Source organism: Microcoleus sp. B7-D4, assembly GCF_036705125.1.
In the GTDB taxonomy this organism is placed as follows: domain Bacteria; phylum Cyanobacteriota; class Cyanobacteriia; order Cyanobacteriales; family Microcoleaceae; genus Microcoleus.
On sequence record NZ_JAUBTT010000037.1, the window covers coordinates 37948 to 55392 of the forward strand.

The 17445-nt window shown below is 47.7% G+C and carries 16 protein-coding genes and 1 pseudogene; 9 read left to right on the forward strand and 8 right to left on the reverse strand.

Going from position 1 to position 17445, the window contains the following annotated elements; genetic code table 11:
• Window positions 1-306, reverse strand: a pseudogene (locus QUB12_RS16425) (metal ABC transporter substrate-binding protein); the annotation flags it as partial.
• 102 nt (window positions 307-408) lie between these two features.
• Here QUB12_RS16425 and QUB12_RS16430 point away from each other — a divergent pair.
• The 3 genes from QUB12_RS16430 (at window position 409) to QUB12_RS16440 (ending at window position 3685) form a co-directional block, all read left to right on the forward strand.
• Complete coding sequence (locus QUB12_RS16430; protein WP_333143051.1) at window positions 409-1218, forward strand: metal ABC transporter ATP-binding protein; 810 nt, start codon at window positions 409-411, stop codon at window positions 1216-1218.
• Between the two features lie 468 nt (window positions 1219-1686).
• Window positions 1687-2583 (forward strand): metal ABC transporter permease, encoded by an 897-nt coding sequence (locus QUB12_RS16435; protein WP_333143052.1) that lies wholly within the window; start codon window positions 1687-1689, stop codon window positions 2581-2583.
• 643 nt (window positions 2584-3226) lie between these two features.
• Complete coding sequence (locus tag QUB12_RS16440; protein WP_333307661.1) at window positions 3227-3685, forward strand: peroxiredoxin; 459 nt, start codon at window positions 3227-3229, stop codon at window positions 3683-3685.
• A 316-nt stretch (window positions 3686-4001) separates the two neighbouring features.
• Here QUB12_RS16440 and QUB12_RS16445 read toward each other — a convergent pair whose 3' ends face one another.
• Together QUB12_RS16445 and hpf are read right to left on the reverse strand one after the other, a co-directional pair.
• Window positions 4002-4640, reverse strand: coding sequence for a Uma2 family endonuclease (locus tag QUB12_RS16445; RefSeq protein ID WP_333307664.1), 639 nt, complete (start codon window positions 4638-4640; stop codon window positions 4002-4004).
• Between the two features lie 342 nt (window positions 4641-4982).
• Window positions 4983-5636: a ribosome hibernation-promoting factor, HPF/YfiA family gene (gene hpf, locus QUB12_RS16450; RefSeq protein WP_333143055.1), complete on the reverse strand. Its 654-nt coding sequence runs from the start codon at window positions 5634-5636 to the stop codon at window positions 4983-4985.
• A 152-nt stretch (window positions 5637-5788) separates the two neighbouring features.
• Here hpf and lipB point away from each other — a divergent pair, with 152 nt between their 5' ends.
• Window positions 5789-6472, forward strand: a complete 684-nt coding sequence (gene lipB / locus QUB12_RS16455) for a lipoyl(octanoyl) transferase LipB (protein ID WP_333143056.1) — start codon at window positions 5789-5791, stop codon at window positions 6470-6472.
• Window positions 6473-6535: 63 nt separating this feature from the next.
• Here the strand turns inward: lipB and QUB12_RS16460 are convergent, their stop codons facing one another.
• Window positions 6536-6760 (reverse strand): helix-turn-helix domain-containing protein, encoded by a 225-nt coding sequence (locus tag QUB12_RS16460; protein WP_333143057.1) that lies wholly within the window; start codon window positions 6758-6760, stop codon window positions 6536-6538.
• Window positions 6761-6899: 139 nt separating this feature from the next.
• Between QUB12_RS16460 and QUB12_RS16465 the strand changes: the two genes are divergently transcribed.
• The 3 genes from QUB12_RS16465 to QUB12_RS16475 all read left to right on the forward strand — a co-directional run bounded on the left by QUB12_RS16465 (window position 6900) and on the right by QUB12_RS16475 (window position 8446).
• A complete protein-coding gene (locus tag QUB12_RS16465; RefSeq protein WP_333307667.1) occupies window positions 6900-7040 on the forward strand; it encodes a hypothetical protein in 141 nt (46 codons plus the stop codon).
• Between the two features lie 336 nt (window positions 7041-7376).
• Window positions 7377-7610 (forward strand): hypothetical protein, encoded by a 234-nt coding sequence (locus tag QUB12_RS16470; RefSeq protein ID WP_333307670.1) that lies wholly within the window; start codon window positions 7377-7379, stop codon window positions 7608-7610.
• A 488-nt stretch (window positions 7611-8098) separates the two neighbouring features.
• The gene (locus QUB12_RS16475) at window positions 8099-8446 is read left to right on the forward strand and encodes a hypothetical protein (RefSeq protein ID WP_333262928.1); all 348 of its coding nucleotides are present in this window, start codon (window positions 8099-8101) and stop codon (window positions 8444-8446) included.
• Window positions 8447-8595: 149 nt separating this feature from the next.
• Here the strand turns inward: QUB12_RS16475 and QUB12_RS16480 are convergent, their stop codons facing one another.
• From QUB12_RS16480 to QUB12_RS16490, 3 genes are all read right to left on the reverse strand, one after another.
• The gene (locus QUB12_RS16480) at window positions 8596-9153 is read right to left on the reverse strand and encodes a single-stranded DNA-binding protein (protein WP_333287006.1); all 558 of its coding nucleotides are present in this window, start codon (window positions 9151-9153) and stop codon (window positions 8596-8598) included.
• Window positions 9154-9199: 46 nt separating this feature from the next.
• A complete protein-coding gene (locus QUB12_RS16485; protein ID WP_333307672.1) occupies window positions 9200-10234 on the reverse strand; it encodes an RRXRR domain-containing protein in 1035 nt (344 codons plus the stop codon).
• Window positions 10235-10683: 449 nt separating this feature from the next.
• Window positions 10684-13227: a mannose-1-phosphate guanyltransferase gene (locus QUB12_RS16490; protein WP_333143061.1), complete on the reverse strand. Its 2544-nt coding sequence runs from the start codon at window positions 13225-13227 to the stop codon at window positions 10684-10686.
• Window positions 13228-13805: 578 nt separating this feature from the next.
• Here QUB12_RS16490 and QUB12_RS16495 point away from each other — a divergent pair.
• Together QUB12_RS16495 and QUB12_RS16500 are read left to right on the forward strand one after the other, a co-directional pair.
• Window positions 13806-14003, forward strand: coding sequence for a hypothetical protein (locus tag QUB12_RS16495; RefSeq protein WP_333143062.1), 198 nt, complete (start codon window positions 13806-13808; stop codon window positions 14001-14003).
• Window positions 14004-14010: 7 nt separating this feature from the next.
• Window positions 14011-14748 (forward strand): class I SAM-dependent methyltransferase, encoded by a 738-nt coding sequence (locus QUB12_RS16500; RefSeq protein WP_333143063.1) that lies wholly within the window; start codon window positions 14011-14013, stop codon window positions 14746-14748.
• A gap of 762 nt (window positions 14749-15510) precedes the next feature.
• Here QUB12_RS16500 and QUB12_RS16505 read toward each other — a convergent pair.
• Window positions 15511-17229 carry a hypothetical protein gene (locus QUB12_RS16505; RefSeq protein ID WP_333307674.1) on the reverse strand — a complete coding sequence of 573 codons (1719 nt, stop codon included), beginning with the start codon at window positions 17227-17229 and terminating at the stop codon, window positions 15511-15513.
• Window positions 17230-17445 lie beyond the last annotated feature (216 nt).

Below are 17445 nucleotides of genomic sequence, written 5' to 3' on the forward strand. Positions count from 1 at the left end.
GGCATCTTGCCCGTTCTGGGCGGGCAGGATGCCCACCCCACAAGAAAACTCACTCTTTGTGGAACAGGCATCTTGCCCGTTCTGGGCGGGCAGGATGCCCACCCCACAAGAAAACTCACTCTTTGTGGAACAGGCATCTTGCCCGTTCTGGGCGGGCAGGATGCCCACCCCACAAGAAAACTCACTCTTTGTGGAACGGGCATCTTGCCCGTTCTTGAGAAGGGTGGAAGATATCAGTTTTAACCGACTTGAGATTTTCGCCACAAAACCTATGGTTTGAGGGGTTTCGAGCTTGCACTGTCGCATTATCTACCTCTCCTGCGTTCCAGATTATTCCTATTTACCGATGATTTCATATTCTTTTCATTTTTACAGTAAACTTAATAAAAAGGAGATAGACTCACCACCATGAATACCGCCGCCTTCCCCAACGAGAATCCTTGGTCTAAAATGGTTTGCCACCTCAAAGACAGCGCTACGGACACTGAAATTATCGCTGTTAAGCACTTAGCAGTAAACTACCGCACGGTAGAGGCACTCAGAGATATCAATCTTTCCGTCAAACCGGGAAGGCTGACGGGTATTATTGGCCCCAACGGTGCCGGCAAAAGCACCCTGATTAAAGCAATGTTGGGCTTAATTCCCGCCGATCGCGGCACTGTTACCTGGGGCGAAGAAGCGATCGCCGATCGACTCGAAACAGTAGCCTACGTGCCCCAGCGATCGCAAATTGACTGGAACTATCCCGCCACCGTTTGGGATGTCGTGATGATGGGAAGAGTCAGAAAAGCCGGATGGTTTCGCCGCTTCTCCGCAGCTAGCCGCCGCACTGCCGCCGATGCCTTAGAAAGAGTAGGCATGAGTGCTTACAAAGACAGACCGATCGGGCAACTTTCCGGCGGACAGCAACAGCGAGTATTTCTAGCTAGAGCTTTAGCCCAAGAAGCCGCTATTTTCTGCTTTGACGAGCCGTTCGTCGGCGTTGACCAAAAAACTCAAAATATCATTTTCGACATCTTCCACCAGCTAGCAAATGCCGGGAAAATTGTCTTAGTAGTCAACCACGACTTAGGCGAATCAATCACGAATTTTGACGATTTAATTTTGCTAAATACAGAATTGATTGCCGCTGGTTCCCGCCAAGAAGTGCTAACAAAAGAAAACCTTTACCGCGCCTACGGCGGACAAGTAATGTTCTTTGCCGGACAAGCAGCTTAATTAGCCAGCAGTCAATCGATTTTAGATTTTAGATTTTAGATTTTAGATTGACCCCGCGGATAAATGCGGGGGCTTGAGGATTTTCGATTTTCGATTTGGGATTCCACGGATAAATCACGTGGCGGGTACCATCAAGAAATTCTTGGTCATTAATCTAGGAGTTACACTCTTGAACGCGGTTTTTTTGATAATCTTGAATTGGGCAACGATAAATCTCATATCCAACTCACATCTTGCACTATTCTCGCTTAACAGGCTTTCCGGCCTGTTCCACAAAGAGTGAATTTTCTTGTGGAACAGGCCTCAAGAACAGGCCGAAAAGCCTGTTCCACAAAGAGTGAATTTTCTTTCTTGTGGAACAGGCATCTTGCCTGTTCCTAAAAAGCTTATTGAGAATGGTGCAACATCTCAGATCAAACCGGTTTAGTTTGGTTGTTAGTCATTAGTTAGGTGTGATTTTATAATTTTATGCTACAAACCTTAATTGAGCCGTTGCAGTACGGATTCATGCAGCGATCGCTCCTAATTGCCATTCTCGTCGGCATCGTCTGCGCGATCGTCGGCAGCTACCTAATGGTACAGCGGCTGGCCTTGCTCGGAGACGCCATCAGCCACTCGGTTTTGCCCGGATTGGCGATCGCATTTATCCTCGGAGGAAATATCTTTATCGGCGCGTTCATTGCCGGAGTTTTGAGTACAGTAATCATAGCTTGGATCAAAGCTCGATCGACAATCAAAGAAGACGCCGCAATGGGCATCGTATTTTCGGCATTCTTCGCCCTCGGCATCACCCTAATTACGATCGTCCAAAAAGACAACAAAATCGACCTCAACCACTTTCTGTTCGGCAACATCCTCGGCGTTACCCCCCAAGATGCGATCGACACAGCCGTCATAGTAGCCGTAGTCTTATTAGTTGTAGTATTCTTTTACAAAGAACTGCTATTTTACACATTCGATCCATTAGGAGCGCAAGCAACAGGTTTGCCAGTAAACCTGCTCAACTTCGGACTGATGGTACTCATCGCCCTGACAATAGTTGCCAGCCTCAAAGCCGTTGGCGTAGTGCTAGTTTTGTCCCTATTAATTACACCCGCAAGTACCGCCTATCTCCTAGTCACTCGCCTGCACCAAGTAATGATTTTAGGGGCAATAATCGGAGTTATTTCCAGCATTAGCGGAATGTATCTCAGCTACTTCTATAACTTGCCATCCGGGCCCGCAATAGTTTTAGTTGCATCGGGGTTATTTGTGCTATCATTGCTCTTCAGTCCCACTCAAGGAATCCTCACCCAGCCCCGCACACACTCCGGCCAAATTCCTCCAATCTGGCGGGAATTGAAAAATTTAACCAAAGGCCGATAACAATTAACTTTGTAGTAACTCACATCTTGCACAATTCTCAAGAACAGGCTTTTCGGCCTGTTCCACAAAGAGTGAATTTTCTTGTGGAACAGGCCCTTAACAGGCTTTTCGGCCTGTTCCACAAAGAGTGAATTTTCTTGTGGAACAGGCCCTTAACAGGCTTTTCGGCCTGTTCCACAAAGAGTGAATTTTCTTGTGGAACAGGTCCTTAATAGGCAAGATGCCTGTTCCACAAAGAGTGAATTTTCTTGTAGAACAGGCCCTTAACAGGCTTTTCGGCCTGTTCCACAAAGAGTGAATTTTCTTGTGGAACAGGCATCTTGCCTGTTCATAAAAAGCTTATTGAGAATGGTGCAGCATCTCAGTAGTAACGCTTCAGCGCCGCCCATCCCATTGTTAATAAGAATCTGCGTTAATCCCCGTGGAGGTGCGGTTCAAAAAAGCCTCTTCAATTAATCCGCGTAACTGCGAATCGTCGGCTGCATCGAGATTTGGTAAAAAAGGTTTTTTTGAGGATTGCGACAAAGCAAAAATGGGAGGCGGCCGAATCGGGCGATCGCAACTGCGAACTATTGGTCACAAAAAACTGTACAATAACAAAAGTTAAATTTTCCCGCAAACAGCTCTACTAAGTTAAAAAAACATGACCGTCAAAGTAGGAGACACCGCACCCGATTTTACCTTACCATCTCAAACTGGCACATCAGTCAGCCTCAAAGATTTTAAAGGTAAAAAAAACGTCATAGTCTACTTTTACCCCAAAGACGACACACCCGGATGCACGACTCAAGCTTGCGCTTTTCGAGATAGCTACGAAGTCTTCAAAGACGCAGGTGCAGAAGTCATAGGAATTAGCGAAGATACCCAACAATCACACCAGCAATTTGCCACCAAATATCAGCTACCCTTTACACTGCTGAGCGATACCGGCAACAAAGTGCGGCAATTATACGGAGTTCCAGCTACCCTGTGGATTATGCCCGGTAGAGTAACTTATGTCATTGACAAAGAAGGCGTTGTCAAGCATATTTTTGACTCCATGTTAGACTTCAAAGCACACGTTGCCGAAGCACTCAAAACTTTAGAAACCATCAAAATTTAGATGGATTTGCTTAAATATATTGTTGGTAGTGAGGACGAAAGTAATCAGGGCTGTTTCGGGGCAACCACGGGGAGTAGGGGTCGGATTGCCCCTACGGAAAACCAGGATTTTGTAGGGGCGGTGCCCCCGTGCCCGCCCCCAGCCACAGATGATTTCAGGGGAATTTCAGGCATCGGGGCAACCACGGGGGGTTTGCCCCTACAAGAAAATGAAACCGCCCTGCGAAAGTCCTCATGCCTCCTTGTCTAAAAAACAAGAACAAACTAAATTCCTGACTGCGAACTAACGGTTTTTAGTGAGGAAGAAAGTTCTGAGACTAGAGATTTTCCCCTACCCAATTTCTAAAAGCTTGAATAGCGCTGGTTCTGCCAGCAACTTGACTCTGCTGAGTGTACTGATTCACCAGTTCGACAATGGGGATATTGGGGAAAGTAGGACTAACATCAGACTCAATATATTGTTCGGCTTGCAAGACGTTGATTTGTAGCCCTCGCCGTGCGTATCGCCAAAGTTCCGGCACTCCTAGAATTTGATAATTATCCAACTGCGTGCGAGAGGTAAGATCAATTTCTATAGCTAAGTCTGGGGGCGGATCAACACTCATATCGAGGCGATTTTTACCTATAACGGCTGCTTGATTTTGAATGTAAAAACAGGTATCCGGTTCGACAGCCTGACTCATGCGTTCATTTTTCAACGTTGTGGAACCTAACGACTCAAATGCTATTTGTCGTGTTTCCAACAAAATTTTTACCATGTCGCCAATAATTTCCTTGGCTTTTTCATGTTCGGGCAGAGGAACCATAATTTCTAACCGTCCGTTACTATAGGAAAGTCGGGAAGCACGACGTTCTCCCAATTCCGCCAAAATACTTTCAAATTGTTGCCAGTTAACATCCTCAACCAGTAATTGCTGACCCGGCTGAATCTTTAATTGTCTTAACTCCAATAGCATAATTGTTCATCCGTTTTCTCTAGGAAATATCAGCAACGTCCTTATACCAATTTAATGTGAAGTTGCACATATCTCGATCCCCCTAAATCCCCCTGCTTGTTGGGGAGTAGGGGTTGACTTTGATCGGAATCTTGTCCCACCCCCTACTCCCCTTATTAAGGGGGGCTAGGGGGGATCGGATTCTACGGGGCCTCATAAAAAATTGGTATTACTACGAACCATTATCTTAAAAAACCAAGAAAGGACTAAAGTCCTCACTACGAACTTCATGTTCGTAGTAAGGACTTTAGTCCTTTTTTGCTAACGGCTTGCAGCCATTAACAATTAGCACTCAGCAATTATCTAGCTTTTTGCAACACTCGATTTTTCAGATGTAGCGCTTTCGGCAGTTTTGCCATTTTTGCTATTACCGTTACCGTTGCTGTGCCGGGGTTGGATAACTCCATAGCCACCGTGAGTCTTGCGTTCGTAGAGTACGTTAATTTCGTCTGTTTCCGCATTACGGAACATATAGAAATCGTGATCGATAATCTGCAATTGTTCCAAAGCTTGTTGCACAGTCATTGGAGGCATAGCAAAATACTTAGTCCGTACCACCTCAGCAGGAAGTTCGGGAGTTCGATCGCCAATTAGATCCGCTACTACAGGATGTTCTTCAACTGCCGTAACCGTTTTAACACTACTGTGGGTCTTGTTGTCGTGGCGTTTTTCCTTAAATTTCCGCAGTTGACGAGCTATCTTGTCGGCAACCAAATCGATGCTGGCATACAGGCTTTCCGTGCTTTCTTCAGCCCGAATAACGCTGCCGTTAGCATAAATTGTCACCTCAGCAGTCTGCTTAGGATTGATCCTGGGGTTACGAGCCACCGATAGATGTATGTCCACTTCTGTAGTCAAATTTTGAAAATGGCTAACTGCCTTTTCAACCTTTTGATTGACGTACTCGCGAATCGCATCGGTGATTTCTATATTTTTACCCTGGATAACAAGCTTCATAGAGCTCCCTCCCTTCTGTAACTTCGGTATATTTTATACAGTAGCACTATGTATTCTCGAAAACACTTATCTTCCAAATCTTTTATTATATGTTGACAATTCTTGATTTAAACTGCGCCAATATTCCGTAATAACACTATTGACTTTTTTGCATGATTTCTCCTCTCATCCCTCAACAGTTAAATGCACAACCCTGCTTGCTCCTCGATTGGGGACAAGTTCCCTACTCCCAAGCTTGGGAAATCCAGCAAAAACTTGTGCAAGAACGCCGCGACAAGCCAGATTTGCCAGATGTCCTGATTTTGCTGGAACACCCGCCGGTTTACACTTTGGGAATGGGAGCAAAGTTGGAATTTCTGAAATTTGACCCAAGCCAAACTGGGGCGGAACTGCACCGAGTTGAGCGGGGCGGCGAGGTGACTTACCACTGTCCGGGCCAATTGGTGGGCTATCCGATTTTAAATTTGCGCCGTCACCAGCCTGATTTGCACTGGTATTTGCGGCAGTTGGAGGAAGTGCTGCTGGGGGTGCTGGAAGTTTTGGGGTTGAAGGGTTCGCGGGTTCCCGGTATGACTGGAGTTTGGGTGGATGGGTGCAAGGTAGGTGCGATCGGCATTAAAGTCAGCCGCTGGATTACGATGCACGGTTTTGCTTTAAATGTTTGTCCGGATCTGGCAGGTTTTGGGCAAATTGTACCTTGCGGGATTCCCGATCGACCTGTTGGCAGTTTAGAGCAGTTTATCCCCGGAATTGAGGTCGATCGAGTGCGATCGATCCTTGTCGCTGAGTTTGCTCGCGTTTTTGCGCTGGAAATAGTGCGATTCCCTACGGGATAGCTTCGCTTCACGAATGTGTAGTGTGCGTCGCTGTCAACCCTACTCCTAACCGCAGTCGGTTTTTTAAGTGCGATCGGAGTTTTCCTCCTCATACACCATTAAATCGCCCGGTTGGCAGTTTAGTGCTTTGCACAGAGCATTGAGAGTGGATTCGTCAATTCTCGTGAGGCGACGGCGGGTTTTGAGTCTCGAAAACGAAGTTGGGTGCATCCCCACCAAAGCAGCCAACTCTTTGTTGCTGATATTACGCTCGGCCATTACAACTGCCAATTTCCAACGGATGACCACTGTTGATGCTCAATTAATAGCCTGGAGTTTGCAAGCTGATGTTACCATCCCGCAACCTTCACTATCCTTTAATTAACCGCTACGGTAAATTATTTGAGGTTGGCAGTTGACTAATTTGGGAAAATGACCTATACTCAGAATGTCCAAACGGAAAAGCGATCGCCCCTTTGCCTCGAAAACTCAAGGGCGATCGCTATCCGACTATTTTGTAGTTAAAACTCGTCACCAACCCCAGCCTAAAGGCATGGGGCAAAGAAGAGAAAGGCTCACCACCTTTTAAATCTGAGACTAAAACAGTGTCTAGCTTGCGGGTCAAGAACCCAAACTGAACTATCTGGTGGTGGTACACCGAACGACGTTACTGGATGCTTCCCTAGTCTGTAACCTCTCGAATAGTCAGTAGCGAAGGGATATATACACACGGGCTTACCGCCACTTGCTATGCGTACAGGACAAAGAGTGTCAGCCGGCAATTGTCCCGACGAAAGTACAGCACAAAAGTACACGGCATTTAGTAGTTCCAAGGCGGTAGCAAGCTTAACGGGGGACTAATCCTCCCCCCCCCATTCAATTGTAAAGCCGTCCTAAAAGGACGGGGTTTCTACCCATTTTTCTGATGATATCACAGCCAAAGTCAGTTCCCGAACTCCTTCGCGAAGAAATTCCCAATGCACCCACCGACAAACAACCGATCCGATTGTTGATTTGCGGGATTCCCAAAGGAGTAGAAAGCCTCATAAATCTGCTGCACGTTTTGGGTTTTGCAGAAGTTGGTGAATGGAGCCCGCCTTTACCGTCCCCGATCGCAGGCGAAGTAATGCGGATTTTAACCCGTTACTGGAAAGAATAATCTTTAAGGGCGATCGCCCTTTATTGAGTGAAGTGCGATCGTTCTTAAATTATCAAAAACATCAGGCTTAATTCTCTACCCAATCACTTAAAAACTCAACAGTAAGGATGCTAAATATCGAATCGAATTAACGAGGCGGTGTTTGCGAGACTTGGGGGTATTAGAGAGAGCATTGTAACGGTCTGTACTTAGGATCGCGAATTAAATAACTTACAATTTTAATTGTTATTGTGGGATGGGCGTCCCGCCCGTCCTTTTTGGACGGGCGGGACGCCCATCCCACTTTCAAGAGTGGAAGTTATTTAATTCTCATTCCTTACTGATTCAAGAATTGAGATAATTGGTGGTATAATGCGCGATCGCGGGCTTCTCTAACCTTAGAGAGAAGCAAGACCGATGCAGAAATACGTCCTAAGAGTTTTGCGATCGCCCCTAGCATCAGGTAAGCTTCTTGTTAATTATTGCGCTTTGCTCAGGAGAAAAAATTTATGCCAGATATGTCCGGTCAAGACCCCTCGGAAATTAAAATGGCGACGGTTGATGAAGAAGAAAAAGGCGCAACGTTTAGCGGTACCGTCATCCTTGCTATCGATGTCGATGGTCCTGGGGAAGTCCTTTTCTTCAGAGACTTTTTGATTGAAGATTATAAAGGCGAACTTAGCGCTTATCTGGCAACAGATGGCAATATAACGAAAAGCATTGATTTAGGCGAAGTTAAGCATAAGAGCAGCAGCTTTAAGCTGCCAATTCCGCTGGGGACGGATACATCACCCTACAATACAGTCGTGCTGCGCGACGAAAAAAGCAAGAAAAAAGTTGTGACTATCAAGCTGTAAAATTTGCAATTTAGCTCGTAGTTCAGCCAAATTCGTTAGCGCAGCCCTCGAAGAGGAGCGCCTTTTTTTCCTGAAGTGCGATCGCTCTTAAATTAAGGTGCGTCACTTTCGATCCAACAGTCGAGTTGTAAAGTGATGCACCCTAATTTTTAAAAGGGAATCGGATCGTAATCGGGATTGTCAGCTTCGTTAGACGAACCCGACTGGCGATCGGACTCAGAATTTGAAGACTGATGCGAGTTCCAATCCGAACTAGACGTGCGGTTAGCGCCGCCTGGAGCGCTGTTAGAACTGCGCTTGTGCGAGCCTAAAGGTACTACGTTGCTCGGCACATTAGCCGGGGCGCTGTCGCGAATTTGAGCCGGTTCCGGGGCGGTTCTAGCTGGGGGAGCCGCACTCATGGCATCGGCGCCGACACTGTAAATCCTTTGAGCTGTCAGTTCAGCGCGCTTTTCTTTAATACCATCTCTTTCGATCGTATTCATGCTCAGCCGTCCCTCAATAATCACGCGATCGCCCTCGTGATATTTCTCGTGAATTTCTTGAGCAAAATTTCCCCATCCTATCACTTTCAAATGTTCGGGTGGATCTTCGGGTTTTGGGCCGGGAAACTGCACCAACATCTCAGCGATTTGAAGTTGATTGTCAGGAGTATAACGTAGTTGCGGTTGTTGAATTATTTCCGCCATCAAAATGCAGCTATTCATCAGAAAAATGGGTGTGAAACCCCGTCCTTCTAGGACGGCTTTACAATTAATTTGCAATGCGCCACGAGTTGTAAGACAAAAACTTACAATCCGCAGACAACGCATTTTGACACAACCGTTTGCCAGTACCTAAGCTGTGCAAACTAATTGTTTTCCGAGTTGGGTCTTTCTCCGTAGGCGACTCTTGCCAGCCACCTACGTAGCAAAACCCATACTTTCGGTGTTTGACGATTGAACCGCGTTTGAATCCCGCACTCAAAGTGCCGCCATACCTCGAACGGATGTGACCCGGAGCGTGTTGCAATCGGTGTAACTGGCGTCTGTGAAACTCAAGAGGAATTACTTCTATCAATGCAGTGTTATCGGGTTTAAAATGCCCCCCAACGCACCAGTTAGCTAGCACCCAAGAATCAACGCAGTGTGCCTCAAATTTGTTTGATAGCTTCTGCTTTGACTTGAGGAGTTCACTCAATTGACGTAATTCATAAGTATCATTGCCCGTCTTAGTTTCAACACGAGCGATTTTCTCAAGCTCTGCATAGAACCATTGCTTGCCAACTCCTAGCGGACTAAACGATACATTCCACTTGCGTGCGTTTTTCCAGGTTCGGGCTTTGATATCTTCTACAACGAAAGTTGATATTGGGAACATCAAAGTCAGCCATTTAGCTATCCTTAATTTCCACTGCCACCTCGCCTTAGTTGATGGAGGCAGTCGATATTTGTTGACCAGTCGGTTGGCTCGGTTTTTGCGGCATGGCGTGTTGCGAAAACGCCTGGCGCGCCGCATATTTCGCCTGATCTCAACATGGTCTTTCACCCAATCAACAGCATGGGTTTGAATGTTGAGATAAGTATGCGCTTTGGATTTAACCGTAAACGCTTCTCGCTTCGATCCGGGATCGATACCAACTGCAATTGGTTGGCGGTGCGTGTTGGATGGTTCTATGTTGAGTCGAACGCAAAACACTCCTTTTTTCCAAAATGGTGTCGCCTTGCCAGACTTAATCCAACGCTTTGCCCTGCTTGGAGTTGTCGGCATTAAGGGTCTGTTTTCGCTATCTAAGACTGGAACAAACATTTACGGTAAGTCCTATTTCTAGGTTTGTATTTCCCTTCGCCACTGGCACATCCGAGCGGTTAAAAACTAGGGAGGTATTCTTAACGTCAGTTGGGATACCACTCCCAGATGGCTCAGTTTGTCTTGAAGACGCAGGCTAGACACTGTTTTAGTCTTGAATTAAGAAGCGGGTGTTGCTCCCTCTTTCAAGCCCCATCCCTTTTAGGGTGGGGTTAGTGACCTGTTCTCTGTGCGTAATTGGGAATTGGGAATTGGGAATTGGGCATCGGGCATCGGGAATTGGGCATCGGGAATTGGGAATTGGCCCGCGCAGGGACTTCGGGATTGGGAATTGGGCATGAACTTTCAAGTAAAAAGGTAAAAATTAAAATAACGCATTTTATTTTTTTACTTTTGCATTACCAATTCCCCATTGCCAATGCCCTGTTTGGCCAATGCCCAATTCCCGATTACACGTGACCAAATTTATCTTGGAGAACCGCAGCCTCGGCTTGACTGACAAAATCGTGAACGAGGGCGCGGTACTCCTTCAACGTTTCAGATACCCAATCTCGATCCTCACTGTTGGCGAAGATATGAACGGTCGGTTCACTAGCATCGGGTAAAACTAATACCCAATTGTCGTCGCTGTAGTTAAAAATCTTCACTCCATCTAATAATTCTAAACGATCGGGCGAATGAGTTTCTACTAAATGTCGCATCAGCGAACCCTTGATAGTCCAAGGACAGCGGACGCTGTAACTGCGGTGGGTGATGCGGGGAAGTTCCGCCTTGATCTGTCCGAGCGATCGCTCCTGAATCGTCATCATTTCTATCACTTTAGCAATGCAGAACATTCCGTCAAATCCGGGATGCAACTGCGGGAAAATAAAACCCATAAGGCCGCTGCCGCCCAAAACCACATTCGGGTTCCTGTTAGCAGCTTCCATCAAAGCAGTTGGGTTCGCCTTCGTGCGGATTACCTTGCTTTGATAGCGTCGGGCGATCGCCTCCACCGCAGAAGACGCATGCACCGGCACTACTACTGTACCTTTGGGATGAGAAGTCAGCATCAAATTTACCATCAACGCCGTCAGCATTTCCCCACGAATCGCTATCCCAGACTCATCTACCAAAATGAGCTGTTCGCCGTTAGCCGATACCTGCACTCCAAAATTAGCGCTGAGTGCTTTCACCACCCGGCCAAGTTGGTCGAGCAAATATTCCCGTTCCCCGTTGCTTAGAGAAGTCTGCTTGAGACTGGCATTGAGAACCACCGCATCGCAGCCGAACTTGGCGAGCATTTGGGGCAGAATTGCTCCTGAAACTGCGTAAACGTAATCGATTACCACCTTAGAATTGCTGTAGCGTATTGCCTCAACATTCATCTGTCGCTCAAAAATGCGGTTGTAAACATCAAGAGCTTGGTTAAAGTACGTCATCTCTCCAATTTCGGGAATTAGAGCCCGCCGCAAATCTTCCTTAAAATAAGCCCCCTCGATTTTTTTCTCAGCTCCTTTAGTAATATTGATGCCTTTGATATCGAAGAATTCAATTAAAATGTGGTCGGAGCGATCGGGCGAAATGCGAACGTGAATGCCGCCGGCAATGGATATCGTAGACGAAACCGTGCGCGCGATCGGAATTGCCGTCGATTCCAAATTGATCACATTAATTCCCACCGACATCAAACCCGCAATCAAAGACCTCGAAACCATCCGCGAAATGCTCCGCTGGTCGCGAGAAACCGATACCGCAGTCCCTGGTTTCAAAGTCGAGCCATAAGCCGCGCCCAATTTCACTGCAAATTCCGGGGTAACATCCACATTTGCCAGTCCTTGAACGCCACGCTGACCGAACAAATTCCGCTTAGCTTGTTCTCCCCAAATTAAATTTTGATTTAACAGAGCGCCGGATTCAATATTTTTGCTCGGCCAGACGCGCACGCTTGGCCCCACTTGTGCTTCTTCTCCCACGATGGACATTGAACCGACGACAGCACCTTCTAGGACGTGAGCGCGCCTGTCTACGCGGGTACTCCGGCAAATCACGCAGGCCCTCAGATGAGCGTCTTCGCCGACAATTGCTCCGTTCCAGACGATGGGACGTTTGAGGTTGGCATCGGCCCCGACTGTCACGTTATCTCCGATCACAGTACCTGCATCGAGTTTAACTCGGGCTCCAATTCGGCAATTGTTGCCGATCATGACCGGTACTTCGACGATCGCGCTATCGTCAATAAAAGTATTCTGACCTACCCAAAGTCCCGATCGAACTTCGTTGTAGTAGCTCAAATCCAGTTTGACCTTTCCCCGCAGCGCGTCGTACTGAGCTTCCCGGTAAACATCTAGCTGGCCGACATCGCACCAGTAACCCTCGGCGATGTACCCGTACATCGGCTCGTTTTTTTCCAGTAGCAGGGGAAACAAGTCTTTGGAGAAGTCGCACTCCTGATGTGTCGGCAGGTAATCCAAGACTTCGGGTTCTAAAATATAAATGCCGGTATTGATAGTATCGGAGAAAATTTCGCTGCTAGAAGGCTTTTCCAGAAAGCGACTGATGCGGTAATTTTCCTCGGTAATCACGACCCCGAATTCCATCGGGTTGGGAACGCGAGTTAAAATTAACGTGGCTTTGGATTGCTGGCTGCGGTGAAATTTGATCGCTGCCGTTAAGTCGAAGTCTGTGATGCTGTCGCCACTGATGACCAGAAAAGTTCGATCGAGCAGTTCAGCAATATTTTTGACGCAACCAGCCGTACCCAGCGGTTGGTCTTCCTCCACAGCGTAAGTCATTTGAACGCCAAACTCTGCCCCGTCAGTAAAATATTCGCGCATGACATCGGGAAGGTAGTGCAGCGTCGCAATAATTTCCGTAATCTGATGCCTTTTTAGCAAATTAATAATGTGTTCTGCGATCGGGCGATTCAGAATCGGCACCATCGGTTTGGGCAAATCGCACGTCAGGGGTCTGAGCCTCGTTCCCGACCCCCCAGCCATCAGCACTGCACGCATAAAATCCTCCTTGCTTAGAAAGCTCTCTACCGCTATTGTCCGCTAGAAAAAGTTTGCCTGCTGTAATTCGTCGGCCGCGAGCTATCAGTTCTTAGTTAATTATCTTCGAGTAGTGACACGTCTGTGAAATCCCGTTCGGCCAGGCCGTCCCCCAACAGCAACCGATTTCAACCGAATTAGAACTTGCGGCATCGCACCAATCCCCCGGTCGAGCTCGGATTTGTAGGGGATCTTGGGTGATACCAGTTAAAAAAAAAGAATGCAACTGTAGGCCCGTGCTCTAAACCCTTATCTCATCAGTCATTCCCAATTCTTTAATTCTTAAATTCTTCCATCTAAAATGGTATAAGTCCTCAGAACGATCGACTTTTACCAGAAGTCCCTTCTTGCTTGCTCCGTGAAAGCTATTTCGGGGGTGTTATTTTTAAGTTTGTCGCCAGCGGGGATTTTGAAGTCTCTTTGTGAAGGTGGAATTATTACGGGGATCGGTGCGCTTTGGCGTCTGATAAATGATAGATTAAGGGTAGCGCTTTGACTAGCTGACCCAAAATCCTATCCATTGCTTAGGGGTTTTTTAAATGAGTACGTTAATTAGCTTGGCATTGCTGATCGCTTACGGTGGCGGTATTTGGAAATTTTGGAATGGGTTCAATCGCACTAACTTCGATCGAAGTTTTACAAATCGCCTGAAGCTCTCGCTGCTCTGGCCCGCGTTAATTTTTAATAAGCCTTACCGCCAAAACTTTACAAAAGCTCTCAAAGCTTCTAAAAGGTAATTCAAGAATGTCTAAAAAGTCCGATCGCCCAGTAGCGGGTCAGGAGCAGACTTGGTTTGCTAAAGGAAAATCAGATAGCTGGCAAGTCTTACTGTCGCAAGTCGCTTCTCGATTCGATCGCGAATACCGAGGAGAAGCTTTCGCCTTACCCGAAGAAGTCGAAGCAATGCCGATTTTCCTAGAATCAGTTGCAGGAACTCTCCAAGCAAAAACAGTTTCTCCCTTCTGGAAAATTGCCAAACCTCAAAAAAATCAGCGCTGTTTAGACATTGGCTGCGGAGTCAGCTTTCTCATCTACCCTTGGCGGGATTGGGAAGCATATTTTTACGGTCAAGAAATCAGCAGCGCCGCGCGAGATGCCTTAAACGCTCGCGGCCCTCAGCTCAATTCTAAGCTGTTCAAAGGTGTAGAATGGGCCCCCGCTCACCAATTAAATTACGAGGAGGCTCAGTTCGATTTATGCCTCGCTACAGGCTTTAGCTGTTACTATCCCATAGACTATTGGAGTATTGTCATGGGAGAAGTAAAGCGGGTATTAAAACCGGGCGGTCATTTTGTTTTTGATGTCCTCAACCCCAATGCTCCTTTAGCAGAAGATTGGGCAATTTTGGAAACTTATCGAGCCGGAGAAGTATTTTTAGAGACAATAGAAGATTGGGAAAAAATGATAAAAGCTGCTGGCGCTAAGGTAGTAAAAAAGCAAAGTGGTGACTTATTTCAAATGTATAAAGTTGAATACAATTGAGAGGTTAAGGGGAATAGGTAATAAGCTTTGTAGTCAAAATTTCAATCGTCCAAAGCCGGGTTTGGCAAACGAAAAACAACTTGATTCTTAGTGGAGAAAGTAAGGTGCGTCAGCAAGTTGAAATTAGTTGGAGAAGCAACAAATATTCAAGCTGACGCACCCTACTAACTACTAACTCACAACAGTGAAGCAAGCATATTGGATATTACTGAGATCTTGCACCATTCTCAATTAGCCGTAGGGGCGGGTTCGCCAACAGCCTTAAAGCTTGCAAATAGGATCTATAAACCCGCCCGACCCCACGAAAAATCCTCTTATTGATATTGCTGCAAGATGTCAGATATTACCCATTCCCATAGCTGGTAAAAGTATAGTCATCTATTAAATGACATGGGAGGCCTTCGGCCCCTCCCCCTTCACTTTTACTTTGAGCGGATTGACCCGCATTGGCCCAGCTACGCAGCTCCCTATCCCATTGCTCAATGCTTTTGGGAGTGCTTTTGCCACGATCATGTAATACCCATTCACGGAGCGCATTAATTAACAAACCATCTGCGGTTTTGTACAAACCTCTGTGGATGTGTTTGCCAATCGGCTAGCTGGATGAGTGATAGGTGTGGCTCGTAAATTCATGCCGCGTTGAAAGCGGTTGCTTGGGCAGTCCAAATCCTTCTGATCAGTCAGCATATACTACTCCTGACTATCTTTGACGAGAAACTTAATGAAGTTTTACAATACCGATTGCCAATTACCGATGCCCAATTAATTTTCGGTAGTGGCAGGAGATGGGGCAGCTTCCGGCGATGGTGACACTTCCGGGGCCGGAGATGGCGATACTTCCGGGGCCGGAGATGGTGACACTTCGGTGGCAGGAGATGGGGCAGCTTCCGGCGATGGTGACACTTCCGGGGCCGGAGATGGCGACACTTGGGGCTGCGGAGACACTTCGGCGGCTGGAGATGGCGCAGCTTCGGGCTGCGGGGACTCTTCGGCGGGTTGCGCTTGAGGAGAAGGCGACTGTTCCGCCGCTGGTTTCGGTTCAGGCGAGGGCGACGGTTGAGTCGCGGGCTTGGGTGCGGGCGGCGACGGTTGGGCCCCTGGCTGCGGTTTGGTGGAGGGGGCCGGCGGCTTCTCAAACTGCGGTTTCACTTCAGTAGGCGCTGGGGGGGAGGGCGGCTGACCTGGTGGTCTGGGCGCTGTCTGGGCGGGCGCAGGCTGCGACTGGCCTGGTGGGTTGGGCCTGGTTGGGGTGACAGGAATGCCACTACAAAGTTTTTCGTCGTACTTAAACTCGACAGCCAGTTGGTAAAGCTTGTGCGTGCTGGCAGCTTCAAATGTTAGAGAAGGGCTAATAATCGCAATTTTAGCCGCATTATCGAGAATACCGTAACCCGTGGGGACGATCGGCTGTGGCTCGGCCTTGAGCAAGCCTTGAGGGCTGACAACTGCTCCAAAAACTGCTCTTCCTTGGAGTTTTTGCGAACAAGCTGCTACGGGATAAGGGACAGGCACAGGAGTCGGGGCTGTCATTTCCAAGTCAGGATAAGCCTTTTGGAATCTGTCAAACAAAGCACGATAGTTAGTTACAAACGCAGTTTGCTGTGCCCCTGTGTCGGTGGATGAGTTTGAACCCGGTTGGCCGGACTGTCCTAGCTGTCGCTGTCCCTCTTCAAATTGTTGTCTCCTGATTCTTTCTTCGGGAGTTTCTGCGATGAGATTCCTTTTATTGGGATCTTTTTGAGTCAATTTTGGTACTCCATCGGGTCCCACATTCCTGCCAATTGGGAATTCCGGGGTAAAGACTGGAGCTCCGTCTGGAAATAGTGGGAGTCCGCCTCTACTGGCTATGATCTTTTTGAGCGCCTCTGCTTCATCTTCCGAGCCGCCGCCGGGAAGCTGGGGCGGTTCTGGCAGCGAGGGTGGTTGCGGGATATTGGGATCGAAATTACCAGGTAAGGGCGGGAAAAGAAAACCGCTGGGAGGTACGGGTGGGACGAAAGTGGGTATTGGCTGGGAGGGGGCTCTGACTGTTGGGGATGGAGTTTTGGGAGGTGGTGGGGCTGTTGGGGCGGTGAAGGGCGGGAGAGGGGAAGGAGGCAGAGGCGAAAAGAATCCAGGAGGGGGCATCCCCGGCGGCATGGCGGGCAAGTTGATGGTATCTGGTGCGGGGGGCAAGGGCGGGGCTAACTTTGGCCCTGGCCGAAGGGGAACTGGTGCGATCGAAAATGGCGTAAATCGCGTATTAGACGGTTTCGGTGGTATGGTTTGTGGCAGGCGGCCGGCTTCTGCGGGAGTTAGTTCTACTAAGCCGACAGAACCGGGGATATTTTTTGAGGAATTTCCACCATAAATTATGTTTGAGAGCGTCGGGGCGGTTGCTCCGAGGACTCCGTGAAGGCCCACAGAAGCTAGGGCTGCCCACCAAAAAGGCTGGCGCAGCGGTTCGGAAAGGGTGTTGGCTAGGGAGGAAGAGTCAGTCATTTAAATTTTAGATTTTAGATTTTAGATTTTAGATTGGGGGATTGGGAGATTGAGTGATTGGGGGATTGGTAATTTATATTGTTGTGGTTGTGATTGAGTGTAAATTCGTTTTAATGAGGAGATGTTGGGAATTCAAAGGTATAATTTTAGCACGATCGCCCTCGCAGTTGCCCGATCGACCTTGATGAAAATTCATGGGCCCGAAACTGAACCAAA